Origin of the sequence: Acinetobacter sp. 226-1, from assembly GCF_030329325.1 — a bacterium.
In the GTDB taxonomy this organism is placed as follows: Bacteria; Pseudomonadota; Gammaproteobacteria; order Pseudomonadales; family Moraxellaceae; genus Acinetobacter; species Acinetobacter sichuanensis.
This window is the reverse complement of the sequence record NZ_JACANU010000003.1, coordinates 110,036-129,654: the sequence shown is the minus strand read 5'-3', so window position 1 is coordinate 129,654 and position 19,619 is coordinate 110,036. Positions and strand designations below refer to the sequence as shown.

The following is a 19,619-nucleotide window of genomic DNA, read 5'->3' as shown; positions in this document are numbered from 1 at the left end:
GTAAACTTAAAGTAATAAGCTATGGAATAAAAATATGTGTATTGTGGCTTTAGCATGGCAAGTCTTGGAAGATGTATCACTGTGTTTAATTTCAAATCGAGATGAGTTTTATCATCGACCCGCATCGCAATTACAGGTCTGGGAAAATAGCCCAATTATTGCAGGGCAGGATTTACAATCTGGGGGCACATGGATGGGGATAACAGCACAGGGTCGCTGGGCAATTGTCACCAACTTCAGAGAAGGGCAGGATAAAAATTTATATCCAACTTCCAGAGGACATTTGATTCAGTCTTTTTTAGAATCTGAACAAACACCTATTCGTTTTGCACAACAACTTGAAGAAAAACAAAGAGACTATGCAGGGTTTAATTTATTTTTAGGTGATCGAGAACAGGCAGTATATTTAAGTAATCGTGGTGAAGCACCGCAAGTTTTAGCCAAAGGTGTGTTTGTTGTTTCTAATGGATTGATGTCTGAAGATTGGGAAAAGACCAAACATTTACGTAAACGTTTTACGCAAGAATTTTTACCGATGTTACAACTGCCATCTATACCCGAACAAGATTTAGAACACACAGCTTGGGATATTTTAGAAGATGAACGCAAAGTGATTGTTGATTTATTGCCTGAAACAGGAATCAATCAAGAGATGGAGCATTTATTGTCATCAACTTTTATTCAAAGTCCTGTTTATGGCACACGATGTTCAAATTTTTTAAGAATAAGTCAGTCAGAAATTTCTTGGTTTGAGAAAACTCAGCAGGGTGAGCATGCGGGAGAGGTAGTTAAGATTTAGCTTTTTTTATAAAAATGAAATGATAAAAAATCCACAAATGTTAAGAAACATTTGTGGATCATTGTTATACGATAAATAAGGTTGAATTAACCTGCAATCGTACCGCCATCTTTACGGGTGATAACAACCGTTGCTGAACGCGGACGTGCTGTTTTATTACTGCTATCTTTTTGCGTAGCTGGCCAATGACTCGTTGGCTTGTCATAGCTTTCAGAGTCTTCACCTGGATGTTGTACATTAATAAAGATTGCTTTGTGGTCAGGTGTCATCGTAACACCTGTGATCTCACATTCTGTTGGACCTGTGAGGAAACGACGTAGATTATCATCCGTCATTTTTGCACCAACAATGGTTTCTTGTCCTGTAGAGCTTTTTGCTTTGGTACCATCACCGACTTTACCTGGTAGAGCTGCAAGCATCATACAGTTGGTAACGTCAGTATAAGCGCCATCATCTGTTTGAATCCAAAGCACACCGCGTGGGTCAAACCACATACCATCTGGAGAAGACAAGTCATTATTGTCATTTAAGCCAGAAAGGTTGATATTGCTTGCCATTTTCGCTTCAGCACCAAAGAGATAAATATCCCATTTAAATGTGGTAGCAGTTGTAGTGTCACCATCTTCATGGAAGCGAATAATATGACCATTCACATTACCTTTACCACCCTCAGGATCTTCATAGTTACGAGGGTTAGCGGCATCTGTTGGATAGGCTGTACCACGATTTGAGTTATTGGTTAAAGTCACATAGACTTCGCCATTTTCAGGGTTTACAGCAACCCATTCAGGGCGATCCATTTTTGTTGCACCGACTGCATCACCTGCAAGACGAGCAAAAGTTGTGACTTCCGCTTGTGATTTAAATGGATAAACTGTACTTGATGCATTTAAACCATTTTTACCATAAGCCAATTCAATCCATTGACCTGTACCATCACTATTGAACTTAGCAGCATAAAGTTTGCCTGAGTTCATATATTTATCACCTGCTTTATAGCCACCATTGATATCTTTTGCAGACCATTTTGCATCAGATACAAATTTATAGATGTATTCGCCACGTGAGTCATCGCCCATATAGAACGCTAAATTGTCATCTTCACGTAAACGACTTGCACGGCAGTCTTCATGCGCAAAACGACCTAAAGATGTACGTTTTACAGGATTTTGACGACCATCAAATGGGTCAATTTCAACGATCCAACCAAAAGTATTGGCACTGTTACGGTAGTCTTGTGCAGCAGAAGCACCCGTAACTGACGAGTTCCAGCGATCGTATAAGTCTTGGCTTTCAACTTTGCCAAGCGCTGTTTCCCATTGGTAACGTGAGCTTGCACCATCTTTTAAACCATAACGTTTTAAAGCAATGATTTCTTCTGGTGTACGTTTTTCATCATCACCTTTGTTACGGATAAAGTAACCAATATAGTTTTCTTCAGTCGTTAAATAGGTTCCCCAAGGTGTATAACCATTACCACAGTTATTATGGGTACCACGCGTTTGCTTGCCTGCTGGTGAATACTTGGTGGTGACTAAAGCTGAGTTTGCAACAACACCTGCAAAATCCATCACTGTTGATGCTGTAATACGGCGGTTAAAGAGTGAATTTTTAACAATTTCAACTTTTTGTGTCGTTTTATCTTTTTTCAACTCAATGATTGAAACACCGTGAGCATTCATTTCACGAATCACTTCATCTTCAGGGCGGCGACCATCAGCGGTTTTCGTTGGACCTTTAGGGTGTAAAAATGTCGGATTGATATATTCATGGTTCATCACCAATAAGCCATTTTCAGATGCTTTTGGATCATAGTTTTTATTTGTTGTATTTAAACCAAAATAACTCATACCATCATGGCAGTCACCTGAGCGATACTGGAAACTTGGACCAGAAGGCACAGCATTATCATTCCATTCTGCATAAGCAGGGTTAATCGAGTCACCCATTGCATAGAGTACAGTTGCTTCATAACCTTCAGGTACAGTCACAATATCATTGAGGTTTTTAGCAACAGGTTTAAAGGTTAATTTTTCAGGTTTTTTATTTGGGTCTGTTGGTTCAGGGTTTGGTGTTGGTGGAGTGACATTATTTGATGAGTCTTTGTCATTGCCACAACCAGTCAAAGTTGACGCTAAAGCCAGAGCTGCTGCACCACTTGCAGTTTTTGCAATTAAGCTACGACGAGTAATATGTTGTTCTAAAATATCACGAAAATGTATATTGTCTGAAGTGTTATTATCAAGTTCTTGATCTTCATGATATGGCGTCAGCTCGGTCATGGAAGTATTCCCTAAAGTTAATTGATGGTTCTCAAAAGTTGTTATTAACTTAGATAATAAATATGACGAAGCTTTGACAGTAAGGTGACAGTCTGGTGAAGATAAAAAGTCAAAATGATGAAAATCACAATATAAGTCAAATAAAGAGCAACTTTATGTTGTTGCTCGTCTTTTTTCGATGACTTTGCCAAAAAACAAACCGAGTTCAAAGAGTAACCACATTGGAATAGCAAGCATAATCATTGAAATAGCATCGGGTGGCGTAATAAACATAGAGACAAAAAAACAGCCCACAATAATATAGCGACGTTTTTCGACAAGGTCTTGCGTTGAAACCACACCAATTAAAATCAGCAGTAAAGTGATAATCGGAATTTCAAAGGTTAATCCAAAGACTAAAAATAGCTTTAAACAGAATGTCAGATAACTATTAATATCCGTCATGGGTGCTACTGTTTCAGGCGATACACTAATAAAAAAATGTAAAATCGAGGGCAAAGCCACAAAATATGCAAAAGCAATTCCTGCATAAAACAGGCTAATGCTACCGATGAGCAAGGGCAGTGCTAAACTTTTTTCTTTGGCATACAGCGCAGGTTTAACAAACGACCAAATTTGATAAATAATAAAAGGCATTGCCAACATTAAAGCAATGAAAAAATTCAACTTAAAGGGTGCCATAAATGTTGCGGTGACATCAGTCGCAATCATGGTTGATGTTGCGGGCAGTTGTGCTCTTAAAGGTTCAGATAAGGCAACATAGGTTTTATTGGCAAAGGGCAGTAAGCAAAAAAATAAAAGAATTAACAATGTCATGATTTTAAATAAATGACGTCTTAAAACGATCAAATGTTTAGTAATCGGCATGGACTCTAATTCAGGCTGAGGGTTAGGTTCAGGTGATTGAATTTGAGGGCTAAAAGAGCTGTTCATACTGCAACCTTTAAGATAGACGGCTCAAAAACTGGAGTTTCAAGTCGCTGAATGGGGTGTACGACAAATTTTAATTGTTTAAGCCAAACCTCTGAGATATAAGGGCTTGGAATAGATGTTTTGACCAATTCATACGTACACATCAAACTTTTATTGTCTGTCATTGCTGTATGTTTTTGTTTTTCTTCAGCGGCTATAGATTGTTGTTGTAACTCTTGCATTTGAGTTTGCATTTTTTGCTCAAGTTCTTCAATACGTTTCATCTCGAGCTGCATTTGTTCTCGTAGTTCTGAGAGACGAAGTTCACGATCAATGTCATTTTGAACATTACTTACAGTACGTTTTATTTTGGAGTACCATTTTCCTGCAAAGCGTGCAGCTACAGGAAGCTTTTCAGGTCCTAAAACCAATAAAGCAATGATGCCAAAAACCAGTAATTCAGAAAAACCCACATCGAGCATGACTAATCTCTCCGCGTGTTAGTGCTTTACTGTAGAATTCACATCACTGGTATTTTGATGTTCTAAAGTACGAGGTTCAGCAATTGCTGCTTTGGTAGCATCATCATCTTTGATTGATTTTTTAAAATCTTTTACTGCACCACCTACATCTTTGCCTAAGTTTTTAAGTTTAGATGTACCAAACAATAAAATGACCACAATTGCAAAAATCAGTACGTGCCAAATCGATAATCCAGCCATGATAAAATCTCCTCTTTTATTACAGCCTATCTCAACAGGTATCTATGACAAAAAGGTGACGTCTATATTTCAATTTAAAGACAATGTGCAGTCTTGATATTTTCAAAGCGATGTAAAGCTTGTACGTGTTAATATTTCAGGAAATTATTTTAGGTGAATGCGTGTGTCGGCTTTATTACCGCTTTTAGGGTTTTTTAGTGGCTTAATTTTGGCAAACAGTTCATTTTCTCCTCAGCTTAGAGCTGTTTTTTCTGCTTTTTTATCACGTTTATTTATTCCTATTGTGATTATTTACAATATGGTTTTTTATCAAGCTGGCAGTTTAAGTTTGATGCTTTTTAGTTTTTTCTCTGCCATTTTATTATTTTTTATTTATTTTCTGCTGTCTAAGGATCGTTTACAGGCACTATGTTTTAGCTATACCAATATGGCTTGGCTAGGTTTTCCGATCGCGATTGCTTTATTTGGTGAAGAAATAAGTTCAGCAATGATTGCAATTTATGTAGGTGGCTCAATTTTTGGTAATGTTTGGGCAGTTGCTTCTGTGAGTACGACACCTTTGGCTTTAGGGGATATGTTCAAAAAAGTTTTAAAATCTCCTCCTGTCGTGGCTTTGTTACTTGCAGCTTTATTTCGTGTTCTACAGTTACAGGCGTTAGAAGATCATCAATGGATTGATGCTATTTATCAGTTTTCTAAGTGGGGAATGGTTTTTACAGGAATGTCTGTTTTAGGCATGTGGTTACGTAAAACAAAAGTTCATTGGGTTGATTTGATTTATAGCTTTAAAATTGCATTATTAAAAGTTTTTTGTGGCTTGGTTTTTTGTAGCTTTGCTTATTATTTTTTAGCGATTGCAAATATTCACGAATATATTGGCGTGATGTTTTTATTATTTTGCTTACCTCCTGCTGCTAATATTGTTGCTTTGGAAACACATTATCAAGGCACTGGTGTTTCAGCCAAATATATTGCTTCAGGAACAATTGTCAGTTGTGTGATCTGTGTGTTGTATGGCGCAGTAGTGCATTTATCGTAGTTGTAGTCATTCAAATCATCGTAAATCTTTTTTGATCATGGATTTGAATCCTTCCCTTGCGGAACAAGCCCCTCACTTTTGAAAAAGGAGAGGGACTTTTTATAGAAACTTATTTTTCCAAACTTGCTTTAAATAATTGCATTGCTTGCCCACGATGACTGATTTTATTTTTTTCTTCTTTACTCATTTCAGCGCTTGAAATACCGAGTTCAGGCAACAAAAACAGTGGATCATAACCAAAACCATTTTCACCACGTGCTTGTTCTAAGACTTCACCTGCCCAAATCCCTTGGAAAATTTGTGGAAGTGGGTCATCAGCATGTTGTACCAAAGCTAATACACAAACGAACATACCATCAATTGGTTGACCATCTTTGCGCAAAGGTTTTAGGTCAGCTAATAGTTTTGCATTATTGGCAGCATCATCACCGTGTTCACCTGCATAACGTGCAGAATAGATGCCAGGAGCACCACCAAGAACAGGAACGCAAATGCCTGAATCATCTGCAATTGCAGGTTTGCCAGAAATACGGCTAGCATGACGTGCTTTGATGATGGCATTTTCAATAAAACTTAAACCATCTTCTATGGCATCTTCGATATTGAGTTTTCCTTGTGGAATCACTTCGACTGGTAGCTTTAACTCAGCAAACATTTTTTCAAATTCAGCAATTTTGCCTTTGTTATTACTTGCGAGTACTAGTGTTCCTTGGGATAACCAATCTTGTGCAGACATTGCAATTGCTCTGATTTTGAATATTGGTGGGTATTTTAACTGATTATGTACATCATTTGAGAAGATGAGTTTTATCAGTTTAATTTAATCGAGATTATTTTAATTTTATTCCCCAATAAAAAAAGCACCCGAAGATGCTTTGATCAAAGAGATTTAAAATAAGTTATTTTTTTATCATCGTAATATCAGTTCCAACTTTCTTTGGATCAATTAAAATTTTGGCATGTTGCTCAGGATCACGTAGTGCAGAAAAAGCATTCGTTACGCCATCCAAGCCAACAATTCCCGTAATGAGTGGAGAACAATCAATTTTACCCTCTGCAATCATATGTAAGGCATCACGAAACTCTAAAGGGGTATAACCTAAAACAAATTGCATTTCGATTTCTTTATTGATCGCAAGTGCAGGTTCAATGCGATCACTTTGCATACATACACCCACACCAATAATTTTGGAAAATAATGGTGCACCATCAATGATTTGTTGCAGAATTCCTGGTACACCAACACATTCAAAAATTACTGCACGTTTTGGCAATGCACCCAATTTATCTGCAACTCGCCATGCATGCCACCAAGGCATTCCAGTGGCTTGAATTTTGTCAAAAATATCCAAACCATAATTGAGTGCATCGGCAGCATTGCCCAATAAACCCAGTTCTTTCCAGTTTTCGAAAGGGGAGTTGCTTGCAGGATTAATGACACTGTCAGCACCACAGCGCTCAGCCAACTTTCTACGATTAGCAGAGAAATCACTGGCAATGACTTTTTTAACACCTGCTGCTTTTAGCATTAAAATAATGCCAAGCCCAACAGGACCACAGCCAATGACAATCGCAGGTTCATTGGTTTTGATCCGACTACGTCGAACAGCATGTAAAGCAACTGCCATAGGTTCAGTCATTGTTGCACTATCAACATCTAAACCATTTGGTACTTCAAACATCAGGCTAGATTGAACTAGAACTTGTTCTGCATAGCCACCTGAAGCATTGGGTGAAAGCCCTGTAGATTGGTAGCCTAAATCATCAAACTTTAATAAAGGCATCGCACAGACTAAGGTATCTTTTTTGAATTTTTTACGTGTCTTGGGACCATAATCTATGATTTTTCCACAAAATTCATGTCCCATAACAAATTGATCAGCATTCTTGGCAATACCTTGAAACCCAACTTTTGCTGCAAGATTATGCATGTGGTCGCAGTTATGTTGCATATGTAAGTCACTACCGCAGATCCCGCACCGAACAACTTCAAGTAGCACTTGACCTTTTGAGGGTACAAGTTCAGCTAGTTTTTCTATTCTTAATTCAGCATTTTGGCAAACTACAGATTTCATGGAATACCCCCTGTTTTTATTTGACTCTTGTTGATCATTGCAGTTCTAGTCGTATAAAAATATGGCTGTGATCGTGGTTCTAAGCTGTAAAGATGCCAGTAATTTTTTTGTATTAAATTAGCTGAATTAAAATCTCTTAAATTGTCATCATCATAGTTATATTTTCAAACAATAAAAAAAAGCACCTTATGGTGCTTCCTTATATAACGACAAATAAAACTTATTGAGTTTGAATCCAACGATCAGCACGGTCACGCGCAGTACGGATTTGTTCAGGTGTTAAGTTTGCAGCTAAAGCTGTTTTTTTAGTTTCAGACATATTAATGACTTTATTGTCTAACATGCCATCACGCGTTGAAAGTTCATACCACTGATAAGCACCAATGTAATTTTTCTTTTGCTCTTCCATCACTGCCAAATTAAAGCTAGCACGGTTATCACCATGACTTGCAGCTTTCTCAAAATATTGGCGTGCTGCTGTTTCGTTTTTAGATACCCCAAGACCATCAGCATACATACGACCTACATTTAACTGAGCCGCAGAAATACCTTGGTCAGCCGCAGATTTAAACAAACTAAAAGCATGTTTTAAATCTTTTGCAACACCTGTACCTGATTGATAACGTGTAGCTAAATAGAACTGAGCAGCAGCTTGTCCTGACTTAGCCGCTTTTTCTAAATCAGCAACGTTCATTTGCGCATATTGTGCTGCTAATGCAGACGTTGATTTTTGTTGTTGAGGAATATAGTCCGCATGGGCTTGAAAACTGAGCAGCCCAAAAAATAGGGTACTGCCTAATAAGATTTTCTTCATATAGCGCTCACTCTATAGATCGCGACTTCGCCAAACAAGTTTGGTACAGCTTTACTTAAAAAGCTGCCTTGTTGATTCCCATTTACAGCGAGTCGATCAATAATTTTAATCTGATTTTCTGCACACAGTGCTTCGAAATCACGGAAGGTGCATAGGTGGATATTGGGTGTATTGTACCACATATACGGTAATGCATCAGAAACAGGCATCATCCCTTTAAGCGCAAGGAAAGAGCGAGTCTTCCAATGTGCAAAATTAGGAAATGTAATAATGGCTTGTTTCCCTACACGCACCATATCGCGCAGAAGCACATCAGGTGCATCTACAGCTTGTAAAGCTTGTGCCATAACCACATAGTCAAAAGACTGGTCTGCAAAGCGTTCCAAACCGAGGTTCAAGTCTTGTTGTATAATATTTAACCCTTTGCTTACGGCAATTGCAATCTTTTCTTGATCAATTTCTAATCCATAAGCGCGAATTTGATGTTTTTTGCTCATTTGTGACAATAATTCGCCATCACCACAACCCAAATCGAGCACACTTGCCCCAGGGCTGATCCATTTTTCAGCAAGTTGTTGGTCAATACGCATTAGATTGCCTCCTTCGGTGTGGTTTTAAGGTGTTCTTCGCCACCTAAAAATGCACGTAAGGACTTAACGTACAGCGGAATAGGGAATAGAAATGAATCATGACCTTGTTCAGCATCAATATCTAAATAGCTGATAGGTTTATGATTGGTAATTAAGGCATCGACAATTTCTTGCGAACGCTGAGGACTGAAGCGCCAGTCTGTGGTAAATGACACCACCATGAAACGACATTGAGTATTTGATAATGCTTTGGTCAGAGAGTGTTCATATTCACGGGATGGATCAAAATAATCCAAAGCTTTGGTCATGATCAAATAGGTATTAGCGTCAAAGTTACGACTGAATTGCTCACCTTGATAACGCAAATAGCTTTCGACTTGGAATTCGACATCAAAGCCATACATAAATTTGCCAGATTTTAAATCACGACCAAATTTTTGCTTCATGGCTTCTTCAGACAAATAGGTAATATGACCCACCATACGCGCTAAAATTAAGCCACGTTTTGGATAGCTGTCTTGTTCTAGATAACGACCATGATGAAAGTCTGGGTCTGATAAAATGGACTGACGTGCCACTTCGTTAAAGGCAATATTTTGTGCTGAAAGCTTGGGTGCTGAAGCAATAATCACGCAATTTTTTAAACGGTCAGGATAATCCACCGACCATTGCAATGCCTGCATTCCACCTAGTGAGCCGCCAATAACAGCATACCAGACATCGATCCCTAAGCGATCAGAAAGCATAGTTTGAGTTTTTACCCAATCACGCACAGTCACCAAAGGAAAGTCTGGACCATAAGGACGATTTTCATTTTCAGGGTTGGGTGAGATCGGTCCTGTTGAACCACTGCATCCGCCAATATTATTGAGTGCCACCACAAAGAATTTTGAAGTATCAATGGCTTTTCCTGGTCCAATACAGGCATCCCACCAACCCGCTTTTTTATCATCTTCATGATGATAGCCTGCGGCATGGTGATGACCTGAAAGCGCATGACAGATTAAAATCGCATTGGATTTGTCCGCATTGAGCGTACCGTAGGTTTCCATCATGATTTCAAAACGTGGCAGCACTCGACCACATTCAAGTTCTAAAGGTTCTTCAAATTCAAACTTTTGCGGAGTAACAAGCCCCACAGAATCAGCTGGAAAAGACACAGGAAATGTTCGCCTTAAATTTTGAGGAATAGATAACTTTCATTAACCGTTTTTTTGATCAGAAAATGGCAGATTTTGATCATTTGAACTTCGCTATATTTCGCAAAAAAGTTCCCTCTCCTTGTAGGAGAGGGTAAGGATGAGGTCATCATTTGAGATTTACCCTCATCCTAATTTTCTCCACTACGTTTTGTATTTCAACAAAGCAGTGCTTTGTTTTGCTCAGAGAAAAAGGACTTTTATAACGATTTTAATAGCACTTTAATCTGTAAAGCTGTTCATTTTTTGATGTGTGAAAGTGCTCTATTCAATAAATACATAAAAGAAAGGATACCACTTGGGGCATCCTTTCTAAAGTCTTTTATTTGCAAAGCAACTGTTTAAACAGCAGCGGCAATGACCTGATCTGTGCTTAATACACCTTGATCAATCAAACGGTTGGTCGCGGCAATAATTGCTTCAATAGAAGAGGTGACAATATTGTCATGCACACCTGCGCCAAATGCGGATTTGCCTGTACCTTGAACCTGAAGTTCAATCAATGCCAAAGCTTTTGCATGCGCACCAGCACTAATGCTGCGTTCTTCATAGTTTAAGACATCAATCGGCAATTGAAGTGCATTTAAAATGGCTGAAATTGGACCGTTACCTTCACCACGCAAATGCTGAGTTTCACCATTGACTACCACATCAAGTTCAATCACTTGATTGCCATTGTCATCTGACAATTTATAGTTTTTTGCTGAATAATGCGCATCTTTTGCCGCAACATAAGTATCTTTAAACAAAGTCCAGATTTGTTGTGCAGAGACTTCTACACCTTCATCGTCAGCAACTTGTTGTACCACTTGTGAAAATTCAACTTGTAAACGACGCGGTAAAACCACGTTATAGTTTGACTCTAACAAATAAGCGATACCACCTTTACCTGATTGTGAGTTGACACGAATCACTGCGTCATAGTCACGACCTAAATCTTTCGGGTCGATTGGCAAGTAAGGCATATCCCAGATTTCTTGGTCTTTTTGGAACTCAAAACCTTTTTTAATTGCATCTTGGTGTGAACCTGAGAACGCAGTAAAGACTAAGTCACCTGCATACGGATGACGTGGGTGTACAGGCAAACCTGTACATTCTTCAACAGTGGCAATGATTTCGTTGATGTTCGAGAAATCCAATTCAGGTGCAACACCTTGGGTGTACATGTTCAAGGCAATCGCGGCAACATCAACGTTACCTGTACGTTCACCATTACCAAACACACAACCTTCGACACGGTCAGCACCTGCCATGATTGCCAATTCAGAAGCGGCGATCCCACAACCACGGTCATTGTGACAGTGAACAGAAATGATCACGCCATCACGACGTTGTAAGTTACGGTGCATCCATTCGATTTGGTCGGCATAGACATGCGGACCCGACACTTCAACCGTTGCAGGCAAGTTCAAAATCACTTTATTGTCAGGAGATGCTTCCCAGATTTCAGTCACAGCATCACACACATCTTTAGCAACTTCTAATTCTGTTGCGGTAAAACATTCAGGGCTGTATTGGAAAATAAAATCTGTTTCAGGCTGTTTTGCTGCATATTCTTTGACTTTGGTTGCAGCATTGATTGCCAATTGTTTGGCACCTTCAACATCTACATTCAAGACTTTCTGACGGAAGGTTGGAGAGTTTGAGTTGTAGATATGCACAATGGCACGTTTTGCACCTTGTAAAGATTCAAAGGTACGCTGAATCAAATGATCACGTGCTTGAACCAAAACTTCGATATACACATCTTCAGGAATATGATTTTCTTCGATCAATTTACGGGTGAAGTCAAAGTCCACCTGAGATGCAGAAGGGAAGCCAATTTCAATATGTTTAAAGCCAATTTTCACCAACATTTGGAACATTTTAAATTTTTGTTCAATGTTCATCGGCTCAAAAATTGCTTGGTTACCATCACGTAGGTCGGTACTCATCCAGATTGGTGCTTTATTGATTTCTTTATCTGGCCATTGACGGTCAGGCAAGTCTACACGTTGATACATGCGACGGTATTTTTTACTTGGATCAGCCAACATCATGAGGTAACTCCTTGTGTAGTTGTCGTTGCTCGTTTCTTGGATAAAGGCAACTTACTACAAATATAGATTGTGTCTATGCGTTCTATTTACAAGTCGTTTTTGGAGTATATTCGCCTAAAGTGGCATTAAATTATGTGTGGATGTAACACGACATAAAGTCAGCCTTTGACGCTTGTAAATGGATTAACTTAAGACTAATTCTAAAACAGAGCTTCTGGAAATATTTTCCTTAATTTACATCAATTTATAACAATAAGAAAAATATTTTCATAAAAACATCTATTTTTGAGAAATATAATCTTTATTAATCTCGGGGATGGTAGATGTTCCCATTAAAGCCATCGTAATCTCAAATTCTTCCTTTAAAATTTTAATGACATGCGCTACACCTAAAGCCCCTGCTACAGCCAAACCATAAATATAGGGGCGTCCAATGAGTATTGCGGATGCACCCATTGCCAAAGCCTTAAATACATCTGTACCACGCCGAATGCCACCATCAAGTAACAGTGGAAATTCATTTGGCACAATCGCTTTAATATTTTGTAAAGCATGCAAGGGGCAAATGGTGGTATCTAAAACCCGTCCGCCATGATTGGAAATAATTAACCCTTTGACACCAATTTCCACTGCTTTTTTTGCATCCAACGGATGTAACACACCTTTTAAAATCACAGGTAAATCAGTGTTGGCAATAATAAACTCGATATCTGCCCATTTCGGTGCAATCTGCATTAAACCTTCAAAAACAGGGTGTTGATCTGCTCTGAGTTCAGGTAGAGGAATGTGCGTTGGTGTATGTGGATGTTGCATACCTTCAGGCAGTTGAAAATGCACACGACGTTCACGGTCGCGAATGCCTGTATGTGGTGAGTCAACTGTAATCACAATGGCTTGAAAATTTTGCTGTTCTGCAAGTCGTACCAAAGCCAATGATTTTTCACGATCACCTTGCCAATATAACTGAAACCATTTCAATGGATTTTCTTTTTTTAACTGACGAATGTCAGTATTGGTAAAGGTACTGAGGAGTAAGTTACTGCCTAGAACTTCAGCAGCAAGTGCAGTTGCTGCTTCTGCTTCAGGATGGAATTGTTGTTGGTGCCCAATCGGTGCCAGAAAAATCGGATGTGGAAATGTTTGCCCTAAAATTTCAACTTGAGTGGAGCCTTGAGTCAGATCATTGAGTAATCGTGGAACGAGTTGAATTTCATCAAACTGACTTAAATTGTTGCGGACACTTTTTTCATCCATTGCACCACCTTGTAAGTAGTGCCAAGTATTTTCAGACAAATGTAATTCAGCCTGTTGTTCATAATCTGCAATGGTTTGTAAATGAGGAGGAATTTGTGTGAGTGCTGTTAATGGTGGTTTGTTGATCATAACTCGCCCCATTGACGTAATAGGTTATGATAATGGTTGGTTAAACTTAACACTTCTTCAGAATCACCAAGCTGTTGGCGTAGTTTAATGATGGTCATATCTAGGTTAAACATCGTATTACGTTGCCAATCATCTTTGATCATGCTTTGCATCCATGTAAATGCAGCTAATCTTTTTCCTGAAGTCACAGGTTCGACACGGTGTAAACTTGTTGCAGGGTAGAGAATAGCATCGCCTGCATCCAGTTTAACTTCGTGTGTTCCATAATGATCTTCAATGACTAATTCACCGCCTTCATACTCTTCAGGATTTGATAAAAATAAAGTAAGAGATACATCTGTACGAATAAGTTGCCCTGTGTCTGAGCATGTTTGGATTGCGTTATCAACATGATTGCCATAATTGCCTACATCTTGGTAGCAGTTAATTAAAGGTCTTAAAATATGTTTAGGCAGTGCTGCGGATTGAATTAATAATTGTTGTTTTAATGCCTGTAAAATGGCATTTGAAATATCTCGGTATTGCTCAGTATTCACATCAAGTTGTAGATTATTTTTTATTTTTTGGGCTTGCGCACCTGCGCTATGACGACCATTTTTCCAGTGTTCTGTACTGTCTAAATACTGGCGGATTTCTGCGACTTGGGCAGCATTCAAAACTTGAGGAATATGCAACAACATGGGTTCTAAGACATCCTTTAAAAAATAAAAAGTCGTGCATGACTAGCATACACGACATTTGTTGCTCAAAAGAAAGAGGAATTAAAACTTATAGTTTAAACTTAAAGTTGCAGAGCGAGGTTGACCTAAAACCATACGACTACCGCCATTATTTAAGGTACTGATATATTCTTTATCAGCAAGATTATAAATATTTAAGTTTACAGAAGCGTGTTTATTAAAGGTATAACCAGCCAGCGCATCAAAGACAATATAGTCAGGAATACTTGGCATTGTAGCAGGTACAGTACTGTCAGTAATGACACGCTTTTGTTCATCTACATAACGAGCACCTAGACCAACTTTAAAGCCTGCATAGTCATAAGTTGTCCAAAGTGATGCAGTCCATTCAGGTGACCAACGTACCAAATTGGTTTTTGTAATCGCACCTGTTGTTGCATTAACACTGAGTTGATTTTCTTGTTCTGTTTTCATGTGGGCAACACCCGCAGAAATGTTCCATGCATCAGTGATTTTGCCTACAGCACTTAATTCAATACCTTTTACTGTGGTTTTACCTTCTTGAATGGACTCAAGTGTGACTGCATCTTGAGTAAATTGATTTTCATTTTCTGTGTAGTAGGCAGCAGCACTGACTGCTAATTTATCATTGAGTAAATCCCATTTTGTACCAACTTCATAATGATGAGTTTCTTGTGGTTTTGCAGCAGAGCTATTGATCCCTTCATCAGACAAAGTAAAGTTTGCACTACCTGGTGGCGTTAATGATTTAGCATAAGACGCATAGATACTGCTTTTTTCAGTTGGCTTAAATAACCCACCGAGTTTCCAACTGATTAAAGTGTCATGTGCACCTAATAATGTTGGTTTTTTGGTGACGGCTAAAGTTTTAGCATCAGTTGAAACAGTAAGCGAGTCAAAGTCGGTATCATAATAGTCAATGCGAACACCGCCATTTAACTGTAGACGACCTTCTAAAAATTTAAGTGTGTCAAATAAATAAGCAGCAGCGGTATTGGTTTCACCGTGACTATATCCACCATTGTAAAGTGGATTGTCTAAGACTTGATTGCGGTCAGGATTGTACATGTTGGCAGTAATTACAGGGTTGGCTTGTCCCGGAATTTGCGCTGACATTGTCTTAGCATTTTGTTGCTCTTGTAAGAGTTCTAAGCCTGCAACGAAATTGTGCTCAATAATGCCTGTTTGAGTGTTAAAATTTAAGGTTGTGGTATTTGCTAAAATTTTATTTTCCTGATCAACACCTTGACGAGAACGTGTGATTAACCAACTATTTGGATCTTCTGCTTTGGTTAAATCGGTGATCACTAAACTATTGATACCTGTTAAAACACGCTTCATTTCAGTTTTGCCAAAACGTGAAATATTGGTCAGTTTTAAATTATCTGCTAAATCACTCTCTATTTTTGCAGTAATCATGTTGGCATTAACATCTTCATGATCATCGACATGACCATAAAAATTTTCACGATCTACAGGAGAGGCAGCATTCACGGCTTTATTTAATGCATCTCTAAATGCACTTGGAAGTTTTTCATCTGTATTGTTGTAATAAAAACCTTGCATGCCAATTGTTGGAATACCACCATCAGGAATATTACGTTGCTGTACATGTTGTGAATATAAATAAAAACGTGTGTCTGTGTCTAAACCAAAAGCAATCGATGGAGCAATGGCATAACTATTGTTTTCAATATAATCACGACCTTCGATTCCACCTTGTTGCCCCATCACATTAAGACGTACAGCGGTGTTGTCATTGATGGCTTGATTGAGGTCAGCCGCTAAACGACCATGTTCAGCAGTGTTAAAACTTGCACTTACTTGACGATCATTTTTTAGCGTTGGTAGTTTTGAAACTAAGTTGATATAACCCGAAGCCGCACCACGACCAGCTTCTGCACCTGAAGGACCTTTTACAACTTCAATTTGATCAAGGTTAAAAATATCGCGGCTAATAGCGCCTAGGTCACGAATACCATCAATATATGTTGAGGTTTGTGTAGAAAAACCGCGCATTTGGAAGGTATCACCAGCACTTGTATTGCCATTTTCACCCATTTGTAAGGTAATACCAGGCGTATTTCTGAGCGCTTCAACCAAAGAACTCGCACCTTGTTCTTGTAATAACTCTTTTTTAATGACTGAGATTGTTTGTGGTGTATCAATGATAGGTTGTGTGTATTTAGGCGAGCTTACTTCATTGGCTTTATAGTTTTCTGAACTTTTATTGGCTTGAGCAGTTGCTTCAATTTTGGGTAACTGTATGACCGAACTTTCATCAAAAGTTTCAGCTTGAGCTAAAAAAGGCAATGATGCAGCTAAAGCAACAAGAGGTGTTGTTGTTTTGTGTTTACGGCTTTGAATACGCGCCATTTGAAAATTCCTACAAAAGTCGAAGTCCAGTTTTGATCTGCATAGATGCCTAAAAGAGGAAATGTGCAGTAAAAGTGTAGCTATTGTTAAAGCATGTAACTATTTACCGCGAATAATATTAATAATGATTATTGATAACAATAGCCATTAAGTAGAATTTCACAAAAAAAGCTCAGGAAAAAATGCTCATTTTGGTTAAACATATCTATTTAAACGATCGGTAAATATTTGAAATTACGTTAAAAATAAAATAATTTTAATAATAGGAGGGAGTTTTGATATTCGTAAATATATAACAAGAACTTTAAAATCAAAAAAAAATAGCCTCATAAAGAGGCTATTTAAAAAACGTTATTCGTTGAACTTAGTATTTAAAGTTCACAGAAAGTACTGCATTACGACCATCTGCTTCTGTTGCATAGTGAGAAGCATAAGCTTTAGTGAAGTAACGTTTGTCTGAAAGGTTGTTTACATTGAGTTGTAAATCAACATTTTTGTTTACGTTATAACGTGCCATGGCATCGTAACGAACATAACTTGCAACCCATTTAGTATTTGCTGCATCGCCAAATACTTGATCAGCATAGAATGCACCTGCACCTACAGTGAACTGAGGTAATACTTTGTATGTTGTCCAAAGTGTTGCACTATTTTTTGGAACGTTTGGAAGTTGTTTGCCTTTAGCTGGATTATCAGCAGTACAAACACCTTGACGGTTACAAGATGGACCAGGATTTGTCATTTCACTGTCTAAATAAGAATAACCCGCAGTGATATCCCATTTATCTGTGATTTTACCATTTGCAGTTAACTCAACACCATCAACTTTGCTTTCACCACCGTTGGTATATGTGCCTGCATCAAGTTGAATACGTGTATTTTGCTTTTCTGTACGGAAAACTGCTGCGGTTAAATTGAGTTTATCGTTAAATAAATCCCATTTTGTACCCAATTCAATGGTACGAGCTTCTTCTGGTTTTAAGTCCATATAAGCTTTACCAATGCTTTCAGAACCATCACCAGCATCGACACCTACAGGATTAGCAGATGTTGCGTAGCTCGCATAAATTGAACTATTTTCAACAGGTTTAAAGGTTAAACCCGCTTGATAAGTGAAGAAATCTTTATCATTTTCGATTTTTTCACCTGTCGCATTTGTTACTTGTTCAGTATCAAATTTATCCCAACGTACACCTAAATCAAGCAACCATTGTGGAGTAAACTCAATATTGTCTAAGAAATAAACAGATGTATTTTTTGTTGTGGTCGTAGTGGTATTACGATTCGCTGTCGCCGTTCCTAACCATGGGTCATGAGGGTTTGGATTGGTGAGCGAAGTACACCATGCGTCATTATTTGCACAGTTGCTGTTAAAACCACCCGTAGTTGAATCTTTATAACCTGGATAAGTGGTTGAATAACTTCCTTTATCAGATTCTTGGTCAGAATATTCAGCACCCAAATTAAAACGATGTTTAATTGAACCTGTGTTGAATTTACCTGTTAAAGAAAGTTGATCTGTGAAGATATCTGTATCTGTAATACGTGAGTTGATACGACGCCATACTTTATCATTTAGAACATTACCTTTTGAGTCATCAGGCTGTGTCCATAAATAATCATTTTTAGATTTACTATAAATGGCAGTATTTGAAAGCGTTAAATTATCTGTTAAATCATGTTCAACTTTTAATGTTGCAATATGATTTTCTTGCTTTTGGAAATCACGATCAAGTAAACCATAGTAAATGCCTTGTTTTACATTGACAGGTTTACCTACAGTGGCTTTTTTATCTTTATCATACTGATATGGCACACCAGAATCAGGCGTATCATCAGATTTTAAATAATAGTAGCTAGCTGTAGTACGTGTTGGAGTATCTAAACCAAAAGTAATACTTGGTGCAATCCCGACACGTTTGTATTCAGCACCATCAGCTTGACCTGCTTTTTCATTATGGTGTCCCATCACAGCAACACGAGCAGCAATACCATTACCAAAGTCTTTATTACCATCAAGGGTAATACGTTGGTAATTGTCTGTACCGCCAGCTACAGAACCTTCTAAAGAATCGCCTTTTTTAGCGACTTTAGAAATCATGTTTACACTACCACCAACAGAACCTGCACCACCTAGAGAAGATGAAGAGCCTTTCGTGATTTCAACTTGTTCAACAGCAAACATATCACGGTTTTGTGAAGTGGCATTACGCACACCATCGACATACATTGAACTTTCAGAGTTATAACCACGAATAATAGGGCGGTCACCATTTGGGTTGCCGCCTTCACCTGCACCTAAAGTAATCCCTGGTACTGTGCGCAGTGCATCTGCAAGTGTTGTTACTTGTGTATCTTCGATCAATTTTTTTGAAATAACAGAAACTGATTTTGGTGTGTCTAAAAGTGGTGCTACAAATTTGGAGTTAGCAGATTCATCGACTTTTAAGCTTTGTTGTTTTGTTGCATGAGCTTGAGCATGAATAGTAGGTAGTTGTTGCACTTCTTCTTGGGCAATGGCAGTTGTTGCTATGACAGAAAGAGAAGAAGCAAGAGCTGAGACCACAACTTTTTTGCGTGATTTGATAAATGACATGGCGACTCACTAGAGAGTAATGCAAATTTGTATGCGAATAATAATAATTCTTATTCTTTATCACTATTTTTTGTAATTGGTTTTAACAATAG

At 38.2% G+C, this 19,619-nt stretch carries 16 protein-coding genes; 2 read left to right on the top strand and 14 right to left on the bottom strand.

Going from position 1 to position 19,619, the window contains the following annotated elements; all coding sequences use genetic code 11:
* Positions 1–34: 34 nt before the first annotated feature.
* Entirely contained in the window at positions 35–799 is a 765-nt protein-coding gene (locus HX124_RS06595; protein ID WP_286382717.1) for an NRDE family protein, read from the top strand.
* Positions 800–885: 86 nt separating this feature from the next.
* On the opposite strand, the gene HX124_RS06590 is transcribed toward HX124_RS06595, so the two are convergent.
* The 4 genes from HX124_RS06590 to tatA all read right to left on the bottom strand — a co-directional run bounded on the left by HX124_RS06590 (position 886) and on the right by tatA (position 4,715).
* On the bottom strand, positions 886–3,081 hold the full coding sequence (locus tag HX124_RS06590) for a PhoX family protein (RefSeq protein ID WP_286382715.1): 2,196 nt from the start codon (positions 3,079–3,081) through the stop codon (positions 886–888).
* A gap of 153 nt (positions 3,082–3,234) precedes the next feature.
* Positions 3,235–4,014: a twin-arginine translocase subunit TatC gene (tatC, locus tag HX124_RS06585; protein ID WP_286382713.1), complete on the bottom strand. Its 780-nt coding sequence runs from the start codon at positions 4,012–4,014 to the stop codon at positions 3,235–3,237.
* Positions 4,011–4,475, bottom strand: a complete 465-nt coding sequence (tatB, locus tag HX124_RS06580) for a Sec-independent protein translocase protein TatB (protein ID WP_107006766.1) — start codon at positions 4,473–4,475, stop codon at positions 4,011–4,013. Before tatB ends, tatC begins: the two co-directional genes overlap by 4 nt.
* 18 nt (positions 4,476–4,493) lie before the next feature.
* A complete protein-coding gene (tatA, locus tag HX124_RS06575; RefSeq protein ID WP_107006765.1) occupies positions 4,494–4,715 on the bottom strand; it encodes a Sec-independent protein translocase subunit TatA in 222 nt (73 codons plus the stop codon).
* 163 nt (positions 4,716–4,878) lie between these two features.
* Here tatA and HX124_RS06570 point away from each other — a divergent pair, with 163 nt between their 5' ends.
* Positions 4,879–5,754 carry an AEC family transporter gene (locus HX124_RS06570; protein WP_286382710.1) on the top strand — a complete coding sequence of 292 codons (876 nt, stop codon included), beginning with the start codon at positions 4,879–4,881 and terminating at the stop codon, positions 5,752–5,754.
* A gap of 109 nt (positions 5,755–5,863) precedes the next feature.
* Here HX124_RS06570 and rdgB read toward each other — a convergent pair whose 3' ends face one another.
* The 10 genes from rdgB to HX124_RS06520 form a co-directional block, all read right to left on the bottom strand.
* Entirely contained in the window at positions 5,864–6,490 is a 627-nt protein-coding gene (rdgB, locus tag HX124_RS06565) for an RdgB/HAM1 family non-canonical purine NTP pyrophosphatase (RefSeq protein WP_107006764.1), read from the bottom strand.
* A 163-nt stretch (positions 6,491–6,653) separates the two neighbouring features.
* The gene (locus HX124_RS06560) at positions 6,654–7,829 is read right to left on the bottom strand and encodes a zinc-binding dehydrogenase (RefSeq protein ID WP_286382708.1); all 1,176 of its coding nucleotides are present in this window, start codon (positions 7,827–7,829) and stop codon (positions 6,654–6,656) included.
* Positions 7,830–8,049: 220 nt separating this feature from the next.
* Positions 8,050–8,643 (bottom strand): tetratricopeptide repeat protein, encoded by a 594-nt coding sequence (locus HX124_RS06555; protein ID WP_107006762.1) that lies wholly within the window; start codon positions 8,641–8,643, stop codon positions 8,050–8,052.
* On the bottom strand, positions 8,640–9,233 hold the full coding sequence (gene metW / locus HX124_RS06550) for a methionine biosynthesis protein MetW (protein ID WP_107006761.1): 594 nt from the start codon (positions 9,231–9,233) through the stop codon (positions 8,640–8,642). Before metW ends, HX124_RS06555 begins: the two co-directional genes overlap by 4 nt.
* Positions 9,233–10,393, bottom strand: coding sequence for a homoserine O-succinyltransferase MetX (metX, locus tag HX124_RS06545; RefSeq protein WP_286382706.1), 1,161 nt, complete (start codon positions 10,391–10,393; stop codon positions 9,233–9,235). Before metX ends, metW begins: the two co-directional genes overlap by 1 nt.
* Before the next feature lie 380 nt (positions 10,394–10,773).
* Positions 10,774–12,471 (bottom strand): 2-isopropylmalate synthase, encoded by a 1,698-nt coding sequence (leuA, locus tag HX124_RS06540; RefSeq protein ID WP_286382705.1) that lies wholly within the window; start codon positions 12,469–12,471, stop codon positions 10,774–10,776.
* 279 nt (positions 12,472–12,750) lie between these two features.
* Positions 12,751–13,854: an alpha-hydroxy acid oxidase gene (locus HX124_RS06535; protein ID WP_286382703.1), complete on the bottom strand. Its 1,104-nt coding sequence runs from the start codon at positions 13,852–13,854 to the stop codon at positions 12,751–12,753.
* Positions 13,851–14,534, bottom strand: coding sequence for a Fe2+-dependent dioxygenase (locus HX124_RS06530; protein WP_286382701.1), 684 nt, complete (start codon positions 14,532–14,534; stop codon positions 13,851–13,853). The genes HX124_RS06535 and HX124_RS06530 overlap by 4 nt, the downstream gene beginning before the upstream one ends.
* 81 nt (positions 14,535–14,615) lie before the next feature.
* Positions 14,616–16,931 carry a catecholate siderophore receptor Fiu gene (locus tag HX124_RS06525; protein WP_286382699.1) on the bottom strand — a complete coding sequence of 772 codons (2,316 nt, stop codon included), beginning with the start codon at positions 16,929–16,931 and terminating at the stop codon, positions 14,616–14,618.
* A 364-nt stretch (positions 16,932–17,295) separates the two neighbouring features.
* Positions 17,296–19,527, bottom strand: coding sequence for a TonB-dependent receptor (locus HX124_RS06520; RefSeq protein ID WP_286382697.1), 2,232 nt, complete (start codon positions 19,525–19,527; stop codon positions 17,296–17,298).
* Positions 19,528–19,619 lie beyond the last annotated feature (92 nt).

What these genes read in the sequence shown, in the direction of transcription:
- HX124_RS06595 (WP_286382717.1), top strand. Translation starts at nt 35, where the DNA reads ATGTGTATTGTGGCTTTAGCATGGCAAGTCTTGGAAGATGTATCACTG.
- HX124_RS06590 (WP_286382715.1), bottom strand. Translation starts at nt 3,081, where the DNA reads ATGACCGAGCTGACGCCATATCATGAAGATCAAGAACTTGATAATAAC.
- tatC (WP_286382713.1), bottom strand. Translation starts at nt 4,014, where the DNA reads ATGAACAGCTCTTTTAGCCCTCAAATTCAATCACCTGAACCTAACCCT.
- tatB (WP_107006766.1), bottom strand. Translation starts at nt 4,475, where the DNA reads ATGCTCGATGTGGGTTTTTCTGAATTACTGGTTTTTGGCATCATTGCT.
- tatA (WP_107006765.1), bottom strand. Translation starts at nt 4,715, where the DNA reads ATGGCTGGATTATCGATTTGGCACGTACTGATTTTTGCAATTGTGGTC.
- rdgB (WP_107006764.1), bottom strand. Translation starts at nt 6,490, where the DNA reads ATGTCTGCACAAGATTGGTTATCCCAAGGAACACTAGTACTCGCAAGT.
- HX124_RS06560 (WP_286382708.1), bottom strand. Translation starts at nt 7,829, where the DNA reads ATGAAATCTGTAGTTTGCCAAAATGCTGAATTAAGAATAGAAAAACTA.
- HX124_RS06555 (WP_107006762.1), bottom strand. Translation starts at nt 8,643, where the DNA reads ATGAAGAAAATCTTATTAGGCAGTACCCTATTTTTTGGGCTGCTCAGT.
- metW (WP_107006761.1), bottom strand. Translation starts at nt 9,233, where the DNA reads ATGCGTATTGACCAACAACTTGCTGAAAAATGGATCAGCCCTGGGGCA.
- leuA (WP_286382705.1), bottom strand. Translation starts at nt 12,471, where the DNA reads ATGATGTTGGCTGATCCAAGTAAAAAATACCGTCGCATGTATCAACGT.
- HX124_RS06535 (WP_286382703.1), bottom strand. Translation starts at nt 13,854, where the DNA reads ATGATCAACAAACCACCATTAACAGCACTCACACAAATTCCTCCTCAT.
- HX124_RS06530 (WP_286382701.1), bottom strand. Translation starts at nt 14,534, where the DNA reads ATGTTGTTGCATATTCCTCAAGTTTTGAATGCTGCCCAAGTCGCAGAA.
- HX124_RS06525 (WP_286382699.1), bottom strand. Translation starts at nt 16,931, where the DNA reads ATGGCGCGTATTCAAAGCCGTAAACACAAAACAACAACACCTCTTGTT.
- HX124_RS06520 (WP_286382697.1), bottom strand. Translation starts at nt 19,527, where the DNA reads ATGTCATTTATCAAATCACGCAAAAAAGTTGTGGTCTCAGCTCTTGCT.